This window comes from Luteimonas sp. 3794 (assembly GCF_031456825.1).
GTDB lineage: Bacteria > Pseudomonadota > Gammaproteobacteria > Xanthomonadales > Xanthomonadaceae > Luteimonas.
Genome location: NZ_JAVDVJ010000001.1, coordinates 281,396 through 303,187 on the forward strand (window position 1 = coordinate 281,396; position 21,792 = coordinate 303,187).

17 protein-coding genes are annotated in these 21,792 nt (G+C 65.7%); 4 read left to right on the forward strand and 13 right to left on the reverse strand.

The window, feature by feature from the left end; genetic code table 11:
• Nucleotides 1-1,391: 1,391 nt before the first annotated feature.
• Nucleotides 1,392-2,213 carry a hypothetical protein gene (locus J2X52_RS01305; protein WP_310147627.1) on the reverse strand — a complete coding sequence of 274 codons (822 nt, stop codon included), beginning with the start codon at nt 2,211-2,213 and terminating at the stop codon, nt 1,392-1,394.
• Between the two features lie 163 nt (nt 2,214-2,376).
• On the opposite strand from J2X52_RS01305, the gene J2X52_RS01310 reads away from it, so the two are divergent.
• A complete protein-coding gene (locus J2X52_RS01310) occupies nt 2,377-3,360 on the forward strand; it encodes an IS30 family transposase (protein ID WP_310147629.1) in 984 nt (327 codons plus the stop codon).
• A gap of 1 nt (nt 3,361) precedes the next feature.
• Here the strand turns inward: J2X52_RS01310 and J2X52_RS01315 are convergent, their stop codons facing one another.
• The 5 genes from J2X52_RS01315 to arfB form a co-directional block, all read right to left on the reverse strand.
• Nucleotides 3,362-3,751, reverse strand: coding sequence for a hypothetical protein (locus J2X52_RS01315; RefSeq protein ID WP_310147631.1), 390 nt, complete (start codon nt 3,749-3,751; stop codon nt 3,362-3,364).
• A gap of 291 nt (nt 3,752-4,042) precedes the next feature.
• A complete protein-coding gene (gene dcp / locus J2X52_RS01320; RefSeq protein ID WP_310147633.1) occupies nt 4,043-6,193 on the reverse strand; it encodes a peptidyl-dipeptidase Dcp in 2,151 nt (716 codons plus the stop codon).
• Between the two features lie 118 nt (nt 6,194-6,311).
• Nucleotides 6,312-7,391 carry a hypothetical protein gene (locus J2X52_RS01325; protein WP_310147637.1) on the reverse strand — a complete coding sequence of 360 codons (1,080 nt, stop codon included), beginning with the start codon at nt 7,389-7,391 and terminating at the stop codon, nt 6,312-6,314.
• Between the two features lie 28 nt (nt 7,392-7,419).
• A complete protein-coding gene (locus J2X52_RS01330; protein WP_310147639.1) occupies nt 7,420-8,028 on the reverse strand; it encodes a lysophospholipid acyltransferase family protein in 609 nt (202 codons plus the stop codon).
• A 34-nt stretch (nt 8,029-8,062) separates the two neighbouring features.
• Nucleotides 8,063-8,473, reverse strand: coding sequence for an alternative ribosome rescue aminoacyl-tRNA hydrolase ArfB (arfB, locus tag J2X52_RS01335; protein WP_310147641.1), 411 nt, complete (start codon nt 8,471-8,473; stop codon nt 8,063-8,065).
• Nucleotides 8,474-8,586: 113 nt separating this feature from the next.
• On the opposite strand from arfB, the gene J2X52_RS01340 reads away from it, so the two are divergent.
• Complete coding sequence (locus tag J2X52_RS01340) at nt 8,587-9,096, forward strand: DUF2059 domain-containing protein (protein ID WP_310147643.1); 510 nt, start codon at nt 8,587-8,589, stop codon at nt 9,094-9,096.
• Between the two features lie 21 nt (nt 9,097-9,117).
• Here J2X52_RS01340 and J2X52_RS01345 read toward each other — a convergent pair whose 3' ends face one another.
• Complete coding sequence (locus tag J2X52_RS01345) at nt 9,118-9,807, reverse strand: pseudouridine synthase (protein WP_310148782.1); 690 nt, start codon at nt 9,805-9,807, stop codon at nt 9,118-9,120.
• 84 nt (nt 9,808-9,891) lie between these two features.
• On the opposite strand from J2X52_RS01345, the gene J2X52_RS01350 reads away from it, so the two are divergent.
• On the forward strand, nt 9,892-12,612 hold the full coding sequence (locus tag J2X52_RS01350) for a pitrilysin family protein (protein ID WP_310147646.1): 2,721 nt from the start codon (nt 9,892-9,894) through the stop codon (nt 12,610-12,612).
• 677 nt (nt 12,613-13,289) lie between these two features.
• Here J2X52_RS01350 and J2X52_RS01355 read toward each other — a convergent pair.
• From J2X52_RS01355 to J2X52_RS01380, 6 genes are all read right to left on the reverse strand, one after another.
• Entirely contained in the window at nt 13,290-13,787 is a 498-nt protein-coding gene (locus tag J2X52_RS01355; protein WP_310147647.1) for a hypothetical protein, read from the reverse strand.
• 65 nt (nt 13,788-13,852) lie between these two features.
• Nucleotides 13,853-14,809, reverse strand: a complete 957-nt coding sequence (gene panE / locus J2X52_RS01360) for a 2-dehydropantoate 2-reductase (RefSeq protein WP_310147649.1) — start codon at nt 14,807-14,809, stop codon at nt 13,853-13,855.
• Between the two features lie 85 nt (nt 14,810-14,894).
• The gene (locus J2X52_RS01365; RefSeq protein WP_310147651.1) at nt 14,895-16,208 is read right to left on the reverse strand and encodes an aminotransferase class V-fold PLP-dependent enzyme; all 1,314 of its coding nucleotides are present in this window, start codon (nt 16,206-16,208) and stop codon (nt 14,895-14,897) included.
• Nucleotide 16,209: 1 nt separating this feature from the next.
• Nucleotides 16,210-18,594, reverse strand: coding sequence for a TonB-dependent receptor (locus tag J2X52_RS01370; RefSeq protein ID WP_310147653.1), 2,385 nt, complete (start codon nt 18,592-18,594; stop codon nt 16,210-16,212).
• A 384-nt stretch (nt 18,595-18,978) separates the two neighbouring features.
• Nucleotides 18,979-19,794: an ABC transporter permease gene (locus J2X52_RS01375; RefSeq protein ID WP_310147655.1), complete on the reverse strand. Its 816-nt coding sequence runs from the start codon at nt 19,792-19,794 to the stop codon at nt 18,979-18,981.
• Complete coding sequence (locus tag J2X52_RS01380) at nt 19,791-20,753, reverse strand: ABC transporter ATP-binding protein (protein WP_310147658.1); 963 nt, start codon at nt 20,751-20,753, stop codon at nt 19,791-19,793. The genes J2X52_RS01375 and J2X52_RS01380 overlap by 4 nt, the downstream gene beginning before the upstream one ends.
• Before the next feature lie 228 nt (nt 20,754-20,981).
• Here J2X52_RS01380 and J2X52_RS01385 point away from each other — a divergent pair, with 228 nt between their 5' ends.
• Nucleotides 20,982-21,731 carry a ferredoxin--NADP reductase gene (locus J2X52_RS01385; protein ID WP_310147659.1) on the forward strand — a complete coding sequence of 250 codons (750 nt, stop codon included), beginning with the start codon at nt 20,982-20,984 and terminating at the stop codon, nt 21,729-21,731.
• Nucleotides 21,732-21,792: the final 61 nt, after the last annotated feature.

Sequence of the window (21,792 nt, forward strand, 5' to 3'; positions counted from 1 at the left end):
CATAGTTGCACCTGAGGTCTGACACTGCCGATGCAACGTCGGCTGCAACGACTCGTTAGGGACCAGCTGGTCCTCCTGCTAGCAACGACTAAGCTCACATGAACCAACTAAAGTCTGTGTGGCTCACATAGCTACCCATGTGCAGCGAAGCTCGTTGCCCGCGCACGATCAGATAGAACGCAGGCACTCGCAGATCACGGCCATCGTATCGAAGAACCATGTTTCTTCGGAACGTGAAAGCTTCTACCGTCAACCCGGCATTGACTTGCACCCACCCCTTCGAGTCAGGCGTTTGGGCGCGAACTATCGTCACACATGTTTCAGGCTGCCGGGGAGGTGGATGCTCACATGTCCCGATGCCGATATCGATGGAGTAGCCGTTTCCGTCTCCGAAGTAGATCGAATGAGACGCTCGTGCGTCACCCGAGATCAGAGCCAGTAAGATCGCGATGATCCCGAAAACCCGAGTCACGACGAATCTCTCCCTGTGAGCTTACGTCCGAGATAAGCCGACTTGCGAAGCAAGTTCGGCCCGATTGAGTTGTTAGGCCCCAGGCCGGCGATCGCCGTGGGCCAGAACGGCTTGATGAAGCCCATGCTCCCACAAGGGTGTGGGATACGGGTCCTCTGCTCTGTAAGGCAGGAGTGGGCCCGGATCAATTTGCCAGCGCCTGAGCAGTACAAGCAGCTCCCTGACGGCTCCCTCGCGGCTCTCACCAAGTGTCACGGTGAGTTCGCGGCCGTGCCCTACAGCCGAACTGTAGCCAGGCACATGCTTAAGCCCGCTAAAGAATAAGTCTTCGTCGCCTGAGGAAAAGAAAACCGGACCCGTGAAAGTAATTTCCATTGCGGCCTAACGTCTGAGTTAAGGAGTGGCGCGAAGCGGCATCCCCTTGAACGAATTGTTAGGGCACGTCCCGGCCCCAGGGAGTCGCTCTTCCAATGTTGCAGAGCGCGCCTGACCACTGATTGAGGTGGCCGGTCTCAGCCGCGGTGAAAATGCCCTCAAGCCGAGCATAACCGTCGTTCAAATCTTTTGGGATGGTAGCGCCACTCACCCACAAGCCATTGGGCGCAATGCTCTGAGCATAGTCCTCTCGATGAGGATAGATGGCCGAATGTTCGAAAGACCGGTGCAAGTATCCGATCACCGCAACTGACCGGCCCTCATAGCGTACTGGGTCAGCAAGGAGGGCTACTAACGGAACGTCGACCGGGTTTACGACGTCAGTGGAACAGGGGTCTGAGCTAGAAATGGGAGACAGGAAAGCGGGCCCGGGGTTTGCCGAGCATCCGCCTATCGTTATCACTAGCGCCGAGATTGCGACGAGCTTCCACATGGGCCCTAACTCTTGAATTAGGCCGTGCCGCGAAGCGGCATGGATGAATTGTTATACGTCAATGTGGCCATTGCGGTACTCAATACGCGAGATCTCATAAGCACGAGAAGTTTTTGAGTAGCGAAGGACAACTCGCTGAACACCGTACTCATTAGCCACAGCGTTGGTCAGGAGGTTTTGCGCTACAAGAGCTATGCCGGTTGTTATGCATTGTTGGTTGAAGCACCACCGCTCTTTTCCACGCTCAGGAATAAAACGAAGTTCTACTTCGTGGCCACCCTGCAACACGATCTGCACATGCTCCAAGGAAAGGTTCTTGGAACCAAGTTGCTCTAGATGATCGTCTAGAAACCGATCAATTATTGGCGCTATCCGACTCTTGTAAACGTGATCCCATACAGGAGTAAGTGCAAAAGCAATGGTGGCGCCAAAAAGCGCGTAGGTAGTAGTCTCCGCGGATTTTTTGACCCACTTTCCGATCTTAAGATCGGAGTCTGAGGCGAGCTCCTCAACAAATTCTTGGTTGTTATAGTGTGGATAGGGAATGTAGAGCGAGCAGTTTGCATGCTCCCTCTCCACAAGAGGAGCCATGAAGGAGATGCTGAATCCACGCATTCCTTTGTCAAAGGCCCCGGATTCTACGGTCACATCTCCGAGAACAGCCCAGTCGTCAGCCACACCTTCTTGCACAAGCCTCACATTCTCAATGAACCCCGTCGTGGGCTCACTCATCTGATGCTGCTGATGCAGGGGAAGCTTCCTGCCGCTGCAAAAAGCCACATAGGCTTGGAGATCTTCAAGTTTTAGACGCTCACCCTGACTATCAAGGCTTGTTCCGGCGAGCTTTTGTCCTTCAAAGCGATGAACTGTCATGACGTATAACGCCTGAGTTAAGCCGTGCCGCGAAGCGGCGTCGGCTTGAATGAATTGTTAGCCCGCGCGGGTTAACAAAGTAAGCGCAACACCCGCGCCGCCCGAAACTAAAGAGGTGAGCTGGCAGACTGGAGGGGATCACTCCGGCAAGAGACGATCCCTCATGTACAGCCAGCTCACCGAGCAGGAACGATACACCCTGGCCGCACTCAGGCAGCAAGGCATGTCCTGTCGCGCGATTGCGCGCGTCTTGGGGCGAAATCCGAGCACGATCAGTCGCGAGACACGCCGCAACAGCTGCCTCGCGACGGATGGTGCATACAGGCCGAGCAAAGCGCAGGAGCGCACGAATGGTCGCCGCTGCCGCTCGCGTCGGATTCGACAGCATAGTGAGGCGGTGTACGCCGCCGTCGAGGCTCTGCTTCGCCACGAGCAGTGGAGTCCCGAGCAGATCGCGCGTTGGCTGGCCGACAACAGCATCGCGCGTATCAGCCACATGACGATCTATCGCCATGTGCGAGCCGACTCGGCGCATGGCGGCGGCTTGCGCAACGCATTGCGTCAAGGCCGAAAGCGACGCCGAAAGCGCACCTGGGGCCCGGAAAAGCGCGGCCGTCTACAAGGTAAGCCCATGATCGATACGCGGCCATCCGAAGTCGAATTGCGCCAGGAGCCAGGTCACTGGGAGGGCGATACGGTGAGCGGACCGGCCTGCGAGCGATCGTGCCTTCTGACGCTTGTGGAACGCAGTTCCGGCCTGGCCCTCGTGGCACGGCTTCCGCATCGAACCAGCAAGGCCGTCAATCGCGCCACATTGCGGCTGATCCGGGAAAGCGGTTTGCCGTTCGAGACGATCACATGGGACAACGGCACCGAGTTCCATGGCTACAGAGCGCTTGAGGAAGCAACGGGCGTGCGCTGCTACTTTGCGTATCCGCATCGACCTTGGGAGCGCGGTAGCAACGAGAACTTCAACGGCCTGCTCCGCCAGTACTTTCCAAAGCGAAGCAGCCTGGCTCGTCTCCAACAGAAGACCTGCGACCGTGTCGCGCACAAACTCAACTCTCGGCCGAGAAAACGTTATGGGTTCAAATCACCGATCGAACGAATGCGAGAACTCCTCGGCGCGGTGCACTTCGCTTGTTAATTCACCCCGCACTGTGAGTGGACAAGCCATAAATGAGAAGCGCCAATGCGGCAAGAACAGCAAATCCCCATGTGCGTCGAACAATCTTTCGCCTTGTCTCCAGCACGAAGTCATTGGCAGGTATGAGCGGAAAGAGCTGTGCGAGCAAAATCGATATCACGGCCATGCCTACAGGTAGCGCAAGAAGGCCGTAAAAGCTCCCCAGAAAGATTGCGAAAACAATGCTGCCCCAAAGGAATACCTCTGCTGCCAAGACGGTAGCAAAGTTGCTCCAACCAGAGACAAAGCTGGCTTTGCCGCAATTGCCGCAGATTGCTGGTGAGAACGGAGTTGCGGATACTTTGCGCCAAGTCCCGATGCTTTTCGTTGAACAGTGCGGACAGTCGTACATGCGGGCTAACTAGTATTCGACCCCGGATGCGGGGTGTTGCACCGAGTATGGCGCGCCGCCCGGCGTAGCGCTACCAGGAAGAAACCTCCCCGAGATCAGTCGCTTGGAGCAATCCGCTTGGCTTCAATGCACTAGCGATTGCCGCGTTATGCAACAGCACGGTTTTGTGCCGTGTTATCAGGCGATTTCGTCGCATAAAGCGCAATCGCCGCTCCGAAAACGAAACAGGGCGGCCTGTTGGCCGCCCTGTTTCAGTGCGCGCTTCGCGCACAGCTGCGCGCGATGCCTACCTCACTTCAACCCACGGTGCTCCAGGAGCGGCTCGACGCTCGGTTCCTTGCCGCGGAACTCGCGGTATGCCTCGGCGAGATCACGCGAATGGCCGATCGACAGAATCTTGTCGCGGAAGATTTGGCCGTTCTCGCGGGTCAGGCCGCCGTTCTCGCGGAACCACTGGAAGGCGTCGTGGTCGAGGACTTCGGCGCCGAAGTAGGCGTAGTAACCGGCCGCATAGCCGCCGCCCCAGATGTGGCTGAAGTAGCTGGTGCGGTAGCGCGGGGGCACGGCGGCGAGGTCGACCTTGTACTTCGTCAGCGCCTGCTTTTCGAACGCGTCGACGTCCTGCTTGGCCTCACCTGCGGGCAGGGTGTGCCAGGCGAGATCGAGCAGGGCGGCCGAGAGGTATTCGGTGGTCGCGTAGCCCTGGTTGAAGGTGCGGGCGGTGACGATCTTGTCCACGAGTTCCTGCGGCATCGCCTCGCCGGTCTGGTAGTGCTTGGCGTAGTTGGCGAAGACCTTGGGGTCGAGCGCCCAGTGCTCGTTGAACTGCGAGGGGAACTCGACGAAATCGCGCGGGGTGTTGGTGCCGGCGACGGACGGGTACGTCGTGTTCGAGAAGAAGCCGTGCAGGGCGTGGCCGAACTCGTGGAACAGGGTGGTCACGTCGTCGAAGCTCAGCAGCGCGGGCTGGCCGGCGGCGGGCTTGGTGAAGTTCTCGACGTTGTAGACGACCGGAATCGTGCCGGTCAGGCCGTTCTGCTCGACGAAGTTGCCCATCCACGCGCCGCCCTGCTTGCTGTCGCGCTTGAAGGGGTCGAGATAGAACAGCGCGAGCTGCTTGCCGTCTGCATCGAAGATGTCGAACACGCGCACGTCGGGGTGGTAGACGGGAATGTCCTTCCGCTCCTTGGCGGTGATGCCGTAGAGCTGGTTGGCGGCGAAGAACACGCCATCGTTGAGCACGCGGTCGAGCTCGAAGTAGGGCTTGATCTGCGCCTCGTCGAGATCGAACTCGGCCTTGCGCACCTGCTCGGCGTAGAAGTCCCAGTCGGCCGCGCCGGCAGTGAAGCCGCCGTTCTGCGCGTCGACGACGCCCTGAATCTTGGCGAGCTCGGCGCGCGCACGCGCGGTGGCGGCGGGTACGGTGTCGGTCAGCAGTTTCAGCGCGGCTTCCGGGGTCTTCGCCATCTGGTCGGCGATGCTGTAGGCGGCGTAATTCGGGAAGCCCAGCAGCTGGGCCTGACGCGCGCGGATCTCGGCCAGGCGCTGGATGGTGGCGCGGGTGTCGTTGGCGTCGCCCTTCTCGGTGCGGCCGGTGGACGCGGCGAGCACGCGCTCACGCAGGGCGCGGTTCTTCAGCGAGGCGAGCACCGGCTGCTGCGTGGTGTTCTGCAGGCTCAGCAGCCACTGGCCGTCCTTGCCGGCGGCCTTGGCGGCATCGGCCGCGGCGGCGATCGCGCCGTCGTCCAGACCGTCGAGTTCGGCCACATCGGTGACGAATACACCGCCGGCATTGTTGGCCGCCAGCAACTTGTTGCCGAACGCGGTGGACAGCGTGGAGGACTCGGAATTGAGCGCGCGCAGCTCGGCCTTGTCGGCATCATTGAGCAGGGCGCCGGCGCGGACGAAGCCGTCGTGGGTGTGTTCGACGACGGTCTTCTGCTCGGGTGTGAGGCCGAGCGTGTCGCGCTGGTCATAGATCGTCTTGACGCGCGCGAACAGCGCCGGGTCGAGATGGATGGCGTCGCTGTGCTCGGCGAGCTTCGGCGCCAGTGCTTCCTCGGCGGCCTGCAAGGTCTCGTTGGTGTTGGCGCCGGTGAGCATGAAGAACACGCTGGCCGAGCGGGTCAGCAGTTCGCCGCTGCGCTCCATGGCTTCGATGGTGTTCTCGAAGGTCGGCGCGTCCGGGTTGTCGGCGATCGTGCGGATCTCTGCCAGGTGCTGCTTCATGCCCTCCTCGATGGCCGGCTGGTAGTCGGCGTCTTTCAGCTTGTCGAAGGGCGGGGCCTGGAACGGCAGCGTGCTGGCGGTGAACAGGGCGTTCTCGGTCGGCGCGGCGGTGGCAGTGTCAGTGGCGGGCATCGTGGGCTCGGCAGGGGTGCGGTCGCCGCAGGCGGACAGCGCCAGCGCGATCGCGGAAGACAGGAGGAGCGTACGCAACATGGGAGGGAACTCCGGAAAGACAACGCGGGGATGACGTCGGTCGCGTTGGATGCGGCCCGTCAGCCGCGCAGCGTGCGCCTGTCGCGCGCGGTTCGGTATGTGCCGTTCGTTGGCCGGTTCAGCTTGTGGTGCGGGAAGGCCCGGCGTCGGCGAAATGGCTCTCGGCGCAGGTCTCGGGCGCGAGGTCGTCCATGCCGCCGTCCGGCCGGATCATCCTCTGGGCCGTCAGCCCGGCGCCTGCGTCGGGTATCGCGACCGCCTGTGCCTGCCGCGCCGCCCGCGTGGCTTCCGCCGGCGTCGCCGCGGCCTGCAAGGCTGCAAGCTGACGCGCCACCACCACGGCCGTCGGATGGCCGGCAGGCAAGCTGGTGATGTCCGGATGTCGGGACAGGACCGAGAACCAGGCGAGCGCCTGGCTGACGTCCGGCGTCACGGTCTGGGCGAGAAAAGGCCGCCAGTGGCCGCCGTCGCTGTCGGCATACGCCATCGCGAGGGCGTAGGCGCTGGCCGCGTCGCCGTGCATCGCAGCGCGGCGGGCAATGCCTTCCGCCTCACGGCGATAGGTCGCCAGCGCAGGCAGCGCGTCCATCAGATCGTGCCAACGGAAGCCGTTGCCGATCGCGTAATGCCGCATCGAAGGCACATGGCCCGCCAACGCGGCCTGCCGCCAGTAACGTGCGCGTGCCTCCGGCGCCAGGGTCGGCGCGCTGTCGCACTGCTCGACATTCGCCCGCTTGTCTTCGATCTGCTGCGCGGCCTGCGCGCGCATCTGCGCGAAGTGCAGCGCCGCGTCTTCCGACTGCCCTTGCATGTGCTGCGACGCCCAGGCCTCGTTGTTTTCGTTCCGAATGACGAGCATGCGCAGATTCAGCCGCTCCATCTCGCAACGCTGGTGTTCCGCGGCCAGTCGGCAGGCGGCGCGCGCTTCACCCGCCGCGGCGCGGCGGACCAGCTCGTCGTGGATCTGCGGCAGGGGCGTGCCCGGCTCGGGCAATGGCGCCGTGCGGTCGACACGCGTCGCGCCTGCGTTGGCGCCGCGGGCGTCTGGCGTCAGGACGACATGCGCGTCATCGTCGGCGCCTGCAGACGTGACCCCGCTACCGGACGACAAAAGCGGCCCGCCGCGCCCGGCCAGATACCCGACGCCGCCTGCGAACAGCACGGCAGCGGCGGCGATGAGCACAGTGCGATGTCGCATATGGCGCAGTCCCTGTGCCGGTGGTCGATCAGACGGTGCCGCGGTTCTTGCCCATGAAGGGTGCGTACCAGTTGCGGATCATCGCCATGTCGGCGTCGGGATCGTCGCTGGGCTGGATCATCGGGCCGAAGCCGATGACCTTGTCGGGGTAGTGGAAGTACATCGTCTGGATCGGCACGTTGGCGGCCTTGGCGATCTTCCAGAAACCGGTCTTCCAGCGCTCGACACGCTTGCGTGTGCCTTCCGGTGCGAGGCCGTACCAGAAGGCCTCGTTGCCGTGGATCGCGGCCGCGGCCTGTTCGATGACGCGCGAGGCGCGGCTGCGGTCGACCGGAATCACGCCCAGCCCGCGCAGTGCCCAGCCGAGCACCGGAATGCGGAACAGCGAGTCCTTGCCGAGCACGCGGATGTCGAGGCCGAGCGCGGCCTTGGCGGCGAAGCCCCAGATGCCATCCCAGTTGGACGAATGCGGGGCGCCGATCAGCACCAGGCGCGAGACATCGGGCAGCTCGCCGACGACGCGCCAGCCACCGACGCGCAGGATGCTGCGGCCGATCCAGCGCGCGAGACGGCTGGGCCTGACACGCGGGGCGCGCGGCGGAACCGGAATCAGGAACGGATACTTCGAAGTGCTCATGCGTCCTCGGCGCAAAGGGCCAACAATGACGGGGTCAATCCCAGTCGCGCGTGGCGCGACCGCGTTTGATGGTACTGCGTTCGCGTTTCGCCCCGAGCCGTCGTTCCTTCGATCCGCGCGTGGGCTTGGTCGCCACGCGGGCCTTGGGGACTTCGTAGCCGAAGGCCACGAAGGCCGCCAGCCGCTCGCGCGCGTCCTCGCGGTTGCGGTCCTGGGTGCGGAAGCGCTGCGCGTTGATGACCACCACGCCGGCCTCGGTGATGCGCCGGTCGCGCCGCGCCAGCAGTCGCGCGCGCACGTGCTCGGGCAACGACGGCGAGCCGGCGATGTCGAACCGCAGTTCCACCGCGGTCGACACCTTGTTGACGTTCTGGCCACCGGGCCCACTCGCGCGCACGAAACGCTCGACGAGTTCGTCTTCGGGAATGGCGGGCGGCGTGGACATCGGCGGCGATTGTAGACGCTGATCCGCGTGGCGATCGTGTGCGCAAGCCACGCCCGGCGCAGGTGCGGCCCGGTTTACAGTAGCGCCCCACCTACGGACACATGGAGTCTCCGATGCCACGTCGTTTCCAACTGGCCGCCCTGCTGGCCCTCGCGTTCTGCGCACCGGTCCTCGCGATGGCCGCGCCGCCGAGCGAAGCCCAGATCGACCGCCTGCTCGAGGTGATGCGGGCCGAGCAGACCGCCAACGCGATGGTGCCGCAGGTCATGGCCTCGCAGCAGCAGATGATCGCGCAGCTTACCCAGGACGCCGATCCCCAGCAGCGCGAGGCCGCGCAGCGGGCCGCCGCTTCGTCGATGCGCGCGGTGGAATCGGCGCTGTCGTGGGAGTCGCTGCAGCCGCTGTATCGCAAGATCTACATGGAGACCTTCACCGCCGAGGACACCGAGGCGATGGTGACGTTCTACAGCAGCCCGGCCGGGCAGAACCTGCTCGACAAGATGCCGCTGCTGATGCAGAACACGATGAACGCGGTGCAGCAGCTGGTGATTCCGATGCTGCAGCAGATGGAACGGGACCTGCGTTCGGAACTCGCGAACGACCCGGCAAGCCCCGCGGACTGAGTCACCCCTGCACCGCGACGCTTACACCGTCGCGGTGCCCGGAAACAGCATCAACGCCTTCGCGAACTCGTCCCCGGGCGGTGTTTCCACCACCAGCCGCTCGCCGGTCTGCGGATGATCGAAGCCCACACGCTCGGCGTGCAGCAGCATGCGGTGGATGCCGAGCATGCGGAAGTTGCGGTTGTGGCGGCCGTCGCCGTGGCTGGTGTCGCCAATCAGGTGATGCGACAGATGCTTGAGATGCCGGCGGATCTGGCGGAAGCGGCCGGTCATCGGCTCGGCGCGCAGCAGTGCGTAGCGCGAGGTCGGAAAGCCCGACGACGGCACCGCCAGTTCGGTCTTCGCCAGTCGGGTAAAGCGCGTGACCGCAGGCTTCTTCACCGGCTTGCCGGGGCCGCCATCGAGGGGGTGGTCGACCACGATGTCGTCGGGCCAGCCGCGACAGATCGCCAGGTAGTGCTTGTCGACGCTGCGCGCCATCCACTGCGTGCCGAGTGCGGATGCGGTGTCGCGATCGAAGGCCACGAGCAGGCCGCCGCTGGTCGCGCGGTCGAGGCGGTGGATCAGGAACAGGGGACGGCCGAACTGTACGCGCAGGCGATCGGCGAGGAAGTCGTGCTCGTCGCGCGCCAGCGCGCTGTCGTGAACCATCAGGCCCGCCGGCTTATTGACGACGGCCAGCCAGTCGTCCGCGTAGCGCACCTCGATCATCGTGAATCCACTGAAGTGTCGCAGCCGGTCGGCCGCCACTGATCTGCTATTTTCGTCGATCGTCTTCGCCAACGGGGGATCCGCATGCAACGTCGTCTACGTGCCTGCGTTGTGCTGCTGCTCGGCAGCGCATGGCCGCTGTGGGCCGCGCCGCCGCAGCTCGATGCGCCGGTGCACGAGGCCGAGGGCATCGCCGAATACCGTTTCGAAAACGGGCTGGCGCTGGTGCTGTTTCCCGACACCAGCAAGCCGGTGACCACGGTGAACGTGACCTACCGCGTGGGATCGCGCCACGAAGGCTATGGCGAAACCGGCATGGCGCATCTGCTTGAACACCTGGTGTTCAAGGGCACGCCAACCCACGCCGACATTCCCGGCGAGATGCGCCGCCGCGGCGTGCGCTTCAATGGCACCACGTGGCTGGACCGCACCAACTACTTCGCCAGCTTCTCCACCGACGCCGACACGCTGGACTGGGTGCTGCGCATGGAAGCCGACCGCATGGTCAATTCGCGCATCGCACGCGAGGATCTCGACAGCGAGATGACCGTCGTCCGCAACGAGATGGAATCGGGCGAGAACAATCCGGTGCGTGCGCTGATGCAGCGGGTGATGGGCGCGGCCTACCAGTGGCACAACTACGGCAACTCGACGATCGGTGCGCGCAGCGATGTCGAGAACGTGCCGATCGACCGGCTGCAGGCGTTCTACCGGACCTGGTACCAGCCCGACAACGCGGTGCTGGTGATCGCCGGCGATTTCGATCCGGCGCAGGCGCTGGCCGCGGTGGGCGAGAGCTTCGGCGCGCTGCCCAAGCCGACACGGGCATTGCCGGTCACCTACACACGTGAGCCCGCACAGGACGGCGAACGTCATGTGGTGGTGCGCCGGGTGGGACGCACGCCGTATCTCGTGGCCGGCTATCACATTCCCGCCGGCCGCCATGACGACAGCGCGGCTGTGGCCGTGTTGTCGCAGGTACTGGGCAGCACGCCGGGCGGGCGCCTGCATCGCATGCTGGTCGAGCCGGGCCGCGCCACTGGTGCATCGGCGTCCGCACTGGCGATGGACGAGCCCGGCTATCTGAGCTTCGTTGCCGAAGCGCCGGAAGGCAGCGATCTCGATGCGCTGCAGACCGAGCTGCTGGCGCTGGTGGAAGACGCCACCACGACACCCTTCACCGAAGCGGAAGTCGACGACGCGAAGCAACGCATGCTCGCCGGCTACGAGCGTGCGATGCGCGACCCGAATGCGATCGGCGTGGCCTTGTCGGAAGCCATCGCCCAGGGCGACTGGCGCCTGCTGCTGCGCACGCGCGACCGGCTCGATGCGGTGACGGTCAACGATGTCACGCGCGTCGCGCAGGCCTATCTGCGCCGCGACAACCGCACCACCGGCCAGTTCCTGCCGACCGATGCGGTCGAGCGCGTGACGATCACCGAAGCGCCGACGGCCGACGCCGCCCTGCAAGATTTCGTGCCGCGCGCCGCGCTCGATGCCGGCGAAGCCTTCGATCCGTCGTACGCGAACATCGACGCGCGCACGAAGATTTCGACGTTGTCGAACGGTGCGAAGCTCGCGGTGCTCGACAAGGCCACGCGTGGCAACTCGGTGCAGGTGCGCATGAATCTGCGCCTCGGTGATGCGCAGCGACTGCACGACCGCGCCATCGCCGGACAGATGGCCGGCACCTTGCTGATGCGCGGCAGCGAGGGCTTTGACCGCGCCGCACTGTCGCGGCAGCTGACATCGCTGCGATCGACGCTGAGTGTCGGCGGCACCGCAACCACGGTGACGGTCGCGGCGACCACCGATCGCGAACATGTCGGCGCATTGCTCGACCTCGTCGCCGATGTGCTGCGCAAGCCGACGTTCCCGGACAGCGAGTTCACCCAGCTGCGCAGCCAGCAGCTGACCGGCATCCGCAGCAGCATGAGCGAGCCGGGTGCGGTGGCGAACCAGGCGCTGTCGCAACATTTCAATGCGTTTCCGAAGGGCCACCCGTATCACGCGACGACGTTCGAAGACCGCATCGCCCAGGTCGAAGGCCTGCAGCTCGAAGACGTGGGCGCGTTCCACCGTGATTTCTACGGCATGGGCGAGGGCGCGACGATCGCGGTGGTCGGCGATGTCGATCCGGATGCGGTCCGCACACAACTCGAAGACCTGTTCGGCGACTGGGCGCTGCCGACACCGTTCGTGCGCATCGAAACACCGTACGTCGCGCGCGAGCCGGTGCGCCAGACACTGGTCACGCCCGACAAGGCAAACGCGACGCTGGTCGCGCGGCAGTCCCTGCAGATCCATCAGGATCACGCGGATTACCCGGCGCTGCTGATCGGCAACTACATTCTCGGCGGCTCGGGCATGAAGTCGCGCCTCGGCGACCGGATTCGCCAGCGCGAAGGCCTGAGCTATGGCGTGGGCTCGAACTTCTCCGCCAGCGTGTTCGACGATGCGGGCGCGTTCGGCGTCTCGGCGATCGCCGCGCCGGAGAATATGGCGCAGGTGGAAACCGCGATGCGCGAAGAACTGCAGCGCATCCGCAGCGAAGGCATCACCCAGGCCGAGCTCGACGACGCGCGCGAAGGCATGCTGCGCGCCCGCCGCACGTCACGCGCGAACGATCCCGAACTCGTCGGCATGCTCGACAGCAACCTCTACACCGGACGCGACATGGCGTACTCGGCGGCGTTCGAGGACAAGCTGCGTGCATTGACGCCGGAAGCGGTGCGGGCGGCGATGGAGCGGCATCTGCAGCCGGAGGCGTTGTCGGTGTTTATCGGCGGGGATTTCAGGGATTGAGCCTCTGGACGCTTCAATCTGATCCTTCCTTCCGCAGGCAGGGATGCTTTTTCTTGCGAGTCTCCGCTTGGTCAGTCATCGCTGCGCGGCGTGTTGCTGCTTTTTCTTCAAGCCCTTCTCCTTCTGGGAGAAGAGCCTGCTCCGTACTTGATACGGGGTGCCCGAAGGGCGGATGAGGGTGCTTTTGAACGCTTCCTCTCCGCCCAACCCTCACCCGACGCGCTGTGCGCGCCGACCTCTCCCAGAGGGAGAGGTGCTGAGGGAACGCTGCTGTTTGCTCGACGCTTGGACGGTTACCGTCGAGTGCAGCGATGTTGTTCTTGTGCCCTTCTCCCTCTGGGAGAAGAGCCTGCCCCGTACTTGATGCGGGGTGCCCGAAGGGCGGATGAGGGTGCTTTTGAACGCTTCCTCTCCGCCCAACCCTCACCCGACGCGCTTTGCGCGTCGACCTCTCCCAGAGGGAGAGGTTCTGACGGAACGCTGCTGTTTGCTCGACGCTTGGACGGATAGCGTCGAGTGCAGCGATGTTGTTCTTGTGCCCTTCTCCCTTTGGGAGAAGGTGCCCGAAGGGCGGATGAGGGCGCTTCTAGACGTCGTCCTCTCTTCCGACCCTCACCCGACGCGCTGTGCGCGCCGACCTCTCCCGGAGGGAGAGGTGCTGAAAGACCAGCCGCGCCTCAGCCGGCAGGCGTCGGCGTTGACTGCGACGCCATCGCTTCGAGTTCGTCGCACATCTGCTTCTGTTGCGCGGGCGTCGCCTGGGTGAACTGGGCGTTGGTCTTCTCGTGTGCAGAGGCGAACTCGCCATCGAAGGTGCCGACGTCACCGCCCATCCCGGTGAATTCCTGGCGCAGCTGATCCTTGGCCTGGTTGAGCTGCGCATCCGACACATTGGGGTCGCACAGCTTCGCGGCGGCATGCATCGCGCCGGCGATGCCGGCGATCTGGGCGAGCATCGTGCTGGCGGCATCGCCGGTCAGCGGCGCATCGACCGGCGGCGTGCCGGATTCGATCTGGGCCTGGGCGGCTTCCGATGGCTGGGTCTGCGTGTCCTCGACCGGCTGGGTCTGCACTGCCTCATCGGTGACGGGCTGCGGCGCGGGGCCACAGGCGGCGAGGCCGAACACCGCGGGCACGAGCAGGCAGGCGAAACGTCGGGTACGGGGAAGCGTCATGCGGCCATCTCCATCGGGGGAGGGGCCAGCCTAACAAACGTGTTGCGAAGGCCCCGCGCTCGTCTTCAGGGCGTCTGCGGTGTCTCGCGACGCGAACGATAGGCCTGCAGATGCACCCAGGCCGCATCGAGATGCGGCACTGCGCGACCCGCCGCATGTGCACGTGCACGCAGATCGCCGATGATCTGCAGCGCTTCGACGTCCTGGCCGGATTCGAGGTCGCGCAGCATCGAGGCAGTGACCGTCGAGCCGGCCTTGGTCAGCAGCGCGCGCGCCTGCTGCGCGGCCTCGGCCGGAATCGCGTGGCCGTCCGCGGCCGCGACCGCCAGACATTCCTCGTGCAACGCCGTCAGGAATGCGGTGCCGCCATCGGTTTCGACAATGCGGCCGATGCTGGCGCGCATGAGACAGGTCGCTGCGGCCAGCGCGGCGAGGAAGGTGAACTTGTTCCAGGCCGCCTGCATGAAGCTGTCGCTGCGCACCGCATCGAAGCCGGCTGCGCCTGCGCACACCGCTTCCAGCGCACGCGTGCGCGCACTGCCGTTATGCGTCGAATCGCGCTCGCCGAAGGTCATCGAGGGCGGCGATGGCAGATGCACCACTTCGCCGTCCTCGCCCTTCATCGCGCTGATGAAACACAGGCCACCGAGCACACGCTCCGCGCCGAAGCGCGCATCGAGCGCGGCGTAGTGCAGCAGGCCGTTGAGGATGGGCAGCACCGCGGTGTCCGAACCGACGGCCGGCGCGATCGCCTCGATCGAACTGTCGAGGTCGTAGGCCTTGCAGCTCACCAGCACCAGATCGAACGGCCGGTCCGCAGCAAGCGCAGGCAGCGCATCGGCGGTGATATGCGCAACCGGGAACTGCGCGTCCCCAAGCCCGCTGCGGATTCGCAGGCCGTCACGCTCGAGCTGCGCCGCGCGTGCCGGACGCACGAGAAACGTGACGTCGACACCGGCCTGCGCGAGGCGGCCGCCGAAGTAACCGCCGGTCCCACCGGCGCCGAGCACAAGAATTCGCATGGACGCGACCTTCTATATCGTGGGAGGCGCCCATCGTGACGGCGCACCAGCGATGCGGCAATTCCACCTTGGGCGCATGCCGGCCTCAGTGCCCGGTGGCAATCCGCCGCAAGGCATCCGACAGCCGGTCGATCTCTGCTGGCCGGGTGAACACCGACGGCGTGATGCGCACGCATGCCCCAGAGCCAAGGCCATCGCGCATTACCGTGTGGATGCCGAAGCTGTCCAGCAGTCGGGTCGCGAGCGCGCGGTTGTCGTCGATGCTATTGCGGCCACGCAAACGCAATGCGCCGAGCGCGCTGCGTAGTTCGGGCGCTTCGGCGGTCAGCACCTCGAAAGCGCCGGTCTGGCGCGCGGCTTCGATCCAGCCGTTCGACAGATGCAGCAGCCGTGCCCGCTTGTTCGCCGCGCCGATGTGCGTGTGGAGATCGAGCGCGTCGGGCAGGGCCATGACCGCGGCGAAATTCACTGTGCCGGTATGCACACGCGTAGCTGTGGCGCCGCGCGGATCCGCCTCGCCCATGTGTGGATCGATGTCGCTGGCGCGCCCCTGGCGGATGTACAGACCGCCCACGCCCACCGGCGCGCCGAACCATTTATGGAAATTAACGCCGACGAAGTCCGCGCCTTCGTCGGGGAGGCGCAGGTCGAGCTGTCCGACGCCGTGCGCGGCGTCGAGGATGACGTCGATATCCCGCTGACGTGCCATCGTGCACAGTTCCGCCACCGGCAGGCGCAGCCCGTTGCGGTGACTGACCTGGGTGAGCAGCATCATGCGCAGCCGCGGGTGGCGCGCGAACGCACGTGCGTAGGCATCGAGAATGGCCTGGCGCGTCGCTGGTTCCGGCAGTGCGATCTCCACGACCTCGACGCCGCGCCTTTGCTGCAGCCAACGCATCGCCGTCAGCATGCTGTCGTAGTCCACATCCGCGCACAGCACCGCGTCGCCGGGACGCAGCCGGTTGTAGCCGCCGATCAGTGCCTGCATCGCTTCTGTCGCGTTGCGGGTCAACGCGATCTCGTCGACCCCGGTGCCCAGCGCCTGCGCCGCGCGTTCGAGCGCGGTGCGATACATCTGCGGAAACGCCAGCCGGGCAAACGCCGCGCCCTCGCGGTTGACGCGTTTCTGGTGGCGCAGATAGGCGGCCTGCACCGGCGTGGCCATGACGCCCCAGAAGCCGTTCTCCAATGGCACCGGCGTTCGCGCGATGTCATAGAGCGCCGCCACCTGTGCCCAGTAGTCCTCGTCGCGGGCCAGCGTTTGCGCATCCACGCCGACCGGCGCTTCCGGCAGGCGGGCACCGGCCAGCGCTGTTGCAGCGGGCAATGCGCCCACTGCAGCGGCCAGCGGCAGCAGACCGACGCTGCGCAGCAGGCCGCGCCGGGTGCCGTTCGTCATCTCAGAACTCCAGCCGCAGCCGTGCGGACACGTTGCGACCGTCGGTGTCGTAGGGCGCGTTGCGCGAGTAGATCAGTCCGCGGCTGGCCTGGAATACGGCTTCGTCCGGATAGCGGTTGAACACGTTGTCGGCGCCCAGGCGCAGCGACAGCGTCTCACTCATGTTCCAGGTGGCGGCCACATCGAACATCAGCATGTCGCCGAAGGTCTGGAAGATCTCGCCGGTCGCGTTGCCGGTCGAGTCGGTCCACGCGCCGTAGTAACGCGCACGCGCCATCCAGTCCCAGCGTTCCTGCGAGAGGCTCGCGGTGAAGCTGCCCTTGTTGCGCGGCAGCCGCTCCTCGAACACCCGACGCTGGTTGGGATTGGTCGCCACGCCGGTGCTGCCGGACGCGACCTCTGTCTTGTTGTGGTTCCACGCAAGCGTCAGGCCGAGCTCGCCGTATGTCGCGCGGCTGCGGTGGTGGGCGACGAGGTCCACGCCCCTGGTCACCGTGTCGAAGTCGTTGGTGAACCAGTACACCGAGGTGTAGCGCATCGGGTTGGGCAGATTGGCCGGCACCACCTGGCTAGGCGAACTGCTGAAACGGTCGTCCACTGCGATCCGGTATACGTCGAGCGAACCGGAGAATCCGGCCGCGCCCTGCCACGCCAGACCCATCGTGGCCGATTCCGATTCCTCCGGGCGCAGCGCCTGCGCACCGAGCGATCGGGCGATCGGATCGTCCGGCGACAGGCGACCGGTGTTGAACACCAGCAGTGTCACCGTATCCAGGCCCTGGGTCGTGGACGTGGAATACAGCTGACCCGGCGTCGGCGCGCGGAAGCCGGTGGACCAGGCGCCGCGCAGTGCGAGGCCGTCGGCCAGTTCCCAACGCGCCGACAGCTTGCCGTTGAGCGTATCGCCGAATTCGGAGAAGTCCTCATAACGCAGCGCGCCACCGAGCGCGAAGCGCGCGCCCAGCGGCACTTCCACGTCGACATAGGCGGCGTTGCTGGTCTGGCCCCAGCTGCCCGCCTGCGCGGCGCTGAAACCGGGCGCGCCGCTGGCATTGGGCGCCAGCCCTGCGGCCGCGCCGGGACCGACCGCCCAGGAAGCGGCATCGCCCTGCGACACGGCGTAGGTTTCCTTGCGGTGTTCGGCGCCGAACGCCACGTTCACCGGCGCGTCCAGCGCGGGCAGCGCCCACTGGTAGACGAAGTCGAGGTTGAGGTTGGTTTCCTTCTGCTCGAGATTGCCGAGATAGAACGCGGTCGGGCTGTCGGGACCGAGCGAGCCGTTGATCGAGTTGGCGAGCGTGTAGTCGATGCTGCTGCGGCCGTGCGACACGCTCGCGTCCCAGTCCAGCGCATCACCCAGCATGCCGCGCAGGCCGGCCAGCAGTTGCAGGTCTTGCGATTCGTTGCCGTAGGCCGGCGAGAAGCCCACCGGATAGACCGTGCGCAGGTCCCAGCCGGGGAATACCGGGGTCTGGCGGTAGAGTTCGCTGTTGGTGTCGGGGTTGCGCCAGTTGAAGTCGCTGAGGCCGTCGCTCTCGCCGTACAGGCCATGACCGTACAGCGTGGTGGTCTCGCCCAGGCCGAGCTCGAGGTTGAAGCCCAACCGGGTATGTTCGAGTTCCGGCTGGCCCCAGCGCTGCACCGGGTCAGGCACATCGAGTTCGGGATGCGCGGCCTGGAAGGCGATTGCGTCGGGTCGCTGGCGCGAGCGCGAGGTCGGATCCGAGCTGCCGCGCTCACCGAACAGGCGCAGCACGCCGGCGTCACCGAGTGTGAAGCCGTAGCCGAACTCGGCGCTCCAGGCAGTGCCATCGCCTTCGCTGTACTCCGACAGGTTCAGCGCAGCGCTGCCGCCGGTGCTGTTGTCGAGAATGATGTTGATGACGCCGGCGATGGCATCGGAGCCGTACTGCGCGGCCGCGCCGTCACGCAGCACTTCGATGCGCTTGATCGCCGAGGCGGGAATCTGCGACAGATCCGGCGCCTGCGCGCCGCGCCCGCCCAGCATCGCCGAGCGATGGAAGCGGCGGCCGTTGACCAGCACGAGCGTGTGGTCGGGCGACAGCGAGCGCAGCGTGGCCGGCCGCACGAACACCTGGCCATCAGCCATCGGCAGGCGCTGGACGACGAAGGAGGGCACGAGTTGGGCCAGGATGTCGTTGACGTCGCTGGACTCGACGCGGCGCACGTCTTCTTCAGTGAAGACGTCGATCGGCACCATGGTGTCGAACTGGGTGCGGGTGGAGCCACGCGTGCCGGTGACGATGACCGCGTCCAGGTCTGACGTGGACGAGGTGGGAGTCGCGGGGGCGGCGCTGGCCGCGGCGGACACGAACGACATGGACAGCGCGGCAATGACCGCGCATGCGAGATGGGTAGGCTTCATGGCTCGGACGGTGACGGAGGGAGGCGGACGCTATCCCTGCACCGCGGGACGCATGATCGGCGCCAACGTTGACGTGTTGGTGACAGACCGGGCCTTGACCGTTTCGATGCGTGTCCACTTCAGTAACGGCGCACACGGCGCTGTCGGTGAAGTGACGGGGGTCCTCCGTGTGCGCTTCCGATTGCCGTCGCTGTCGGCGGCAGGACACATCACGCGCTTATCGGAATCCGCGGCTTGGTCCTGTGCTTCCGGGGTGCGTCGTGGAGACGCGTATTGCGCCGACATGCCGCGCTGCAACCCGCACGCGCCGGCAAACAGGCGTGCACGATCGTCAGCCGCGCCGCGCCAGCTCGACGCAGCACGCTGCAACAGGCACGCGATGCGTCAGCTGCGCAGGCCGATGCCGCGCTTGAGCAACCACAGCGCCAGCGCGCCGAGTGCGATGACGAAGCCGATCATCAGCGCGAAGGACACGCCGAGCGACACGTCGCTGACGCCGAGCAGGCCATAGCGGAACGCATTGACCATGTAGAAGATCGGATTCGCATGCGTCGCGGTCTCCGCCCAGCCGGGCAGCAGCGAGACCGAATAGAACACGCCGCCCAGATACGTCAGCGGGGTCAGGATGAAGATCGGCACGATGGCGACATCGTCGAACTTCTTCGCATAGACCGCGTTGACGAAACCGGCCAGCGCGAAGATCGTCGCGCCCAGCAGCACGGTGGCGAAGGTCACCAGCGGATGCGGAATGCGCACGGTGGTGAACAGCATGGCGATGCACAGCACGATGACGCCGACCGCAAGACCGCGCGCGACCGCACCGATCACGTAACCGCCCAGGATCACCCAGCTCGGCATCGGGCTGACCAGCAGTTCCTCGACGTGGCGGCCGAACTTGGCGCCGAAGAAGCTCGACGAGATGTTGCCGTAGCTGTTCTGGATCACGCTCATCATCACCAGGCCCGGCACGATGAAATCCATGTAGCGGATGCCGTCCATCTCGCCGACGCGCGCGCCGATCAGGCCGCCGAAGATCAGGAAGTACAGCGTCATCGTGATCGCGGGCGGCACCAAGGTCTGGCCCCAGATGCGCAGGATGCGCACGATCTCGCGGCGGGCGATGGTGTACAGCGCAACCCAGTGGCGCTGCGCGGTGCCTTCGACGGCAGCGACATCGGTGTGGGTGGTCTTCGTGCTCATGCCGTTTTCTCCTGCTGCGAGGCGGCATTGGGTCCGGTCATGCGCACGAACAGTTCCTCGAGCCGGTTGGACTTGGTGCGCATCGAGCGCACGCGGATGCCGGCGCTGTCGAGCGAGGCGAACACGCGGTTGAGATCCATCGCGCGCGGCATGTCGAGGTCCAGGGTGTGGTCGTCGGTGGCGACCAGTTCCGCGCCCTCGATCGGCGGCAGCGTGGTGGGGAGCGTGCCGTCGATGTCGAAGATGAAACCCTCGACGTCGAGCTTGGACAGCAGCAGGCGCATCGGGCCCTGCTCGACGATGATGCCGCGATCGATGATCGCGAGGTTCCGGCACAGGCTCTCGGCTTCTTCGAGGTAATGCGTGGTCAGGATGATCGTCGTGCCGGCGGCGTTGATCTCCTTGAGGGTCTGCCACATGCCGCGGCGGATCTCGATGTCGACGCCGGCGGTGGGCTCGTCGAGGATCAGCAGGCGCGGGCGCGTCATCATCGCGCGGGCGATCATCAGCCGACGTTTCATGCCGCCCGAGAGCGTGCGCGACATCGTCGTCGCCTTGTCCCACAGCTGCGCGCGCTTGAGCTCCTCTTCGGCCCGCCCCATCGCCTCGGCGCGCGGGATGCCGTAGAAACCCGCGTAATTGACGAGGATGTCGAGCGGCTTCTCGAACATGTTGAAGTTGATTTCCTGCGGCACCAGGCCGATCAGGCGCATCGCCGCGTCGCGGTCACGGTGCAGGTCGGTGCCGAACAGGCGCACCTCGCCCGAGGTCTTGTTGACCAGCGAGGAGATGATGCCGATCAGCGTCGACTTGCCGGCGCCGTTGGGGCCGAGCAGGGCGAAGAAATCGCCGGGCGCGACGTCGAGCGAGATGCCCTTGAGGGCCTCGACACCGCCGTCATAGGTCTTGCGCAGATCGCGCACCGAAAGGGCGGCGTCGGCCTGGGGAATGGGGGACATGTCCATCGCTCGTGCCGCGGATGGCGCGGCGGGGGTCCGTAGTATAGGGACGCCCCGCCGGGCCCGGCCGCAACGGCGCGTTGCACGCGTGGGGGCGTGCAGGTGGACAACGCGGTGTTGCGGCCTGTGCACCGGGCGCCCGCCACCGACCCGCTACCATAGGCGCATGGAGCCCCACCGGCCGCAGACAGCGCCGGACGCTCGTCGAATCACGGACAAATTCCCGCAGTGGCCATCACGCAGTTCCCCATCAAGCTCGTCTCGCGGCGCATGGTCGCGCCGACCGTCGCCCATCTGTCCTTCGTCCGCGACGATGGCCAGCCGCTGGACTTCATCCCCGGGCAGTTCATCCAGATCCATTTCGAGTACGCCGACGGCACCCCGACCAAGCGTTCGTATTCGCTGGCGACGATCCACGACCATGCGATCGGGCCGGGCGAGGCGATCGACGTGGCGGTGAGTTATGTGCCAGGTGGCGCCGCGACGGCGCTGTTCGAGGGCATGGATCTGGGCAGCACGGTGCAGGCCAGCGGCCCGTTCGGCCGCTTCTGCCTGATGCCGCAGGACAGCAACCGCCGCTATCTGCTGGTCGGCACCGGCACCGGCGTGACCCCGTACCGGGCGATGCTGCCGCTGCTGGAGACCGCCATTGCCGAGCGCGGCGTCGAAGTCGTCCTGTTGATGGGCGCCCGCACGCCGGCCGAGCTGCTGTACGGCGACGACTTCCGCGCATTCGCCGACAGGCACCCGAACTTCCGCTTCGTGCCGTGCTTCTCGCGCGAGCTGCCGGACGCGCCGCATGCCGATGTGCGCCACGGCTACGTGCAGCAGTTCCTCGGGGAATTCGCGCCGGGCGAGGGCGACATCGCCTACCTGTGCGGCAATCCCAACATGGTCGACGCGACGTTCGAGGCGCTCAAGGGCTTCGGTCTGCCGGTGCCGCTGATCCGTCGCGAGAAGTACGTCAGCAGCAAGTAGCCGTCGCGCCGGCCTCCGGCCACACGCGGGAGGCCGTTGCAGGCGCCCTGTTCGCACGGGC

Coding starts and splice junctions, on each gene's coding strand:
- J2X52_RS01305 (WP_310147627.1), bottom strand. CDS start 2,213: ATGACAGTTCATCGCTTTGAAGGACAAAAGCTCGCCGGAACAAGCCTT.
- J2X52_RS01310 (WP_310147629.1), top strand. CDS start 2,377: ATGTACAGCCAGCTCACCGAGCAGGAACGATACACCCTGGCCGCACTC.
- J2X52_RS01315 (WP_310147631.1), bottom strand. CDS start 3,751: ATGTACGACTGTCCGCACTGTTCAACGAAAAGCATCGGGACTTGGCGC.
- dcp (WP_310147633.1), bottom strand. CDS start 6,193: ATGTTGCGTACGCTCCTCCTGTCTTCCGCGATCGCGCTGGCGCTGTCC.
- J2X52_RS01325 (WP_310147637.1), bottom strand. CDS start 7,391: ATGCGACATCGCACTGTGCTCATCGCCGCCGCTGCCGTGCTGTTCGCA.
- J2X52_RS01330 (WP_310147639.1), bottom strand. CDS start 8,028: ATGAGCACTTCGAAGTATCCGTTCCTGATTCCGGTTCCGCCGCGCGCC.
- arfB (WP_310147641.1), bottom strand. CDS start 8,473: ATGTCCACGCCGCCCGCCATTCCCGAAGACGAACTCGTCGAGCGTTTC.
- J2X52_RS01340 (WP_310147643.1), top strand. CDS start 8,587: ATGCCACGTCGTTTCCAACTGGCCGCCCTGCTGGCCCTCGCGTTCTGC.
- J2X52_RS01345 (WP_310148782.1), bottom strand. CDS start 9,807: ATGATCGAGGTGCGCTACGCGGACGACTGGCTGGCCGTCGTCAATAAG.
- J2X52_RS01350 (WP_310147646.1), top strand. CDS start 9,892: ATGCAACGTCGTCTACGTGCCTGCGTTGTGCTGCTGCTCGGCAGCGCA.
- J2X52_RS01355 (WP_310147647.1), bottom strand. CDS start 13,787: ATGACGCTTCCCCGTACCCGACGTTTCGCCTGCCTGCTCGTGCCCGCG.
- panE (WP_310147649.1), bottom strand. CDS start 14,809: ATGCGAATTCTTGTGCTCGGCGCCGGTGGGACCGGCGGTTACTTCGGC.
- J2X52_RS01365 (WP_310147651.1), bottom strand. CDS start 16,208: ATGACGAACGGCACCCGGCGCGGCCTGCTGCGCAGCGTCGGTCTGCTG.
- J2X52_RS01370 (WP_310147653.1), bottom strand. CDS start 18,594: ATGAAGCCTACCCATCTCGCATGCGCGGTCATTGCCGCGCTGTCCATG.
- J2X52_RS01375 (WP_310147655.1), bottom strand. CDS start 19,794: ATGAGCACGAAGACCACCCACACCGATGTCGCTGCCGTCGAAGGCACC.
- J2X52_RS01380 (WP_310147658.1), bottom strand. CDS start 20,753: ATGTCCCCCATTCCCCAGGCCGACGCCGCCCTTTCGGTGCGCGATCTG.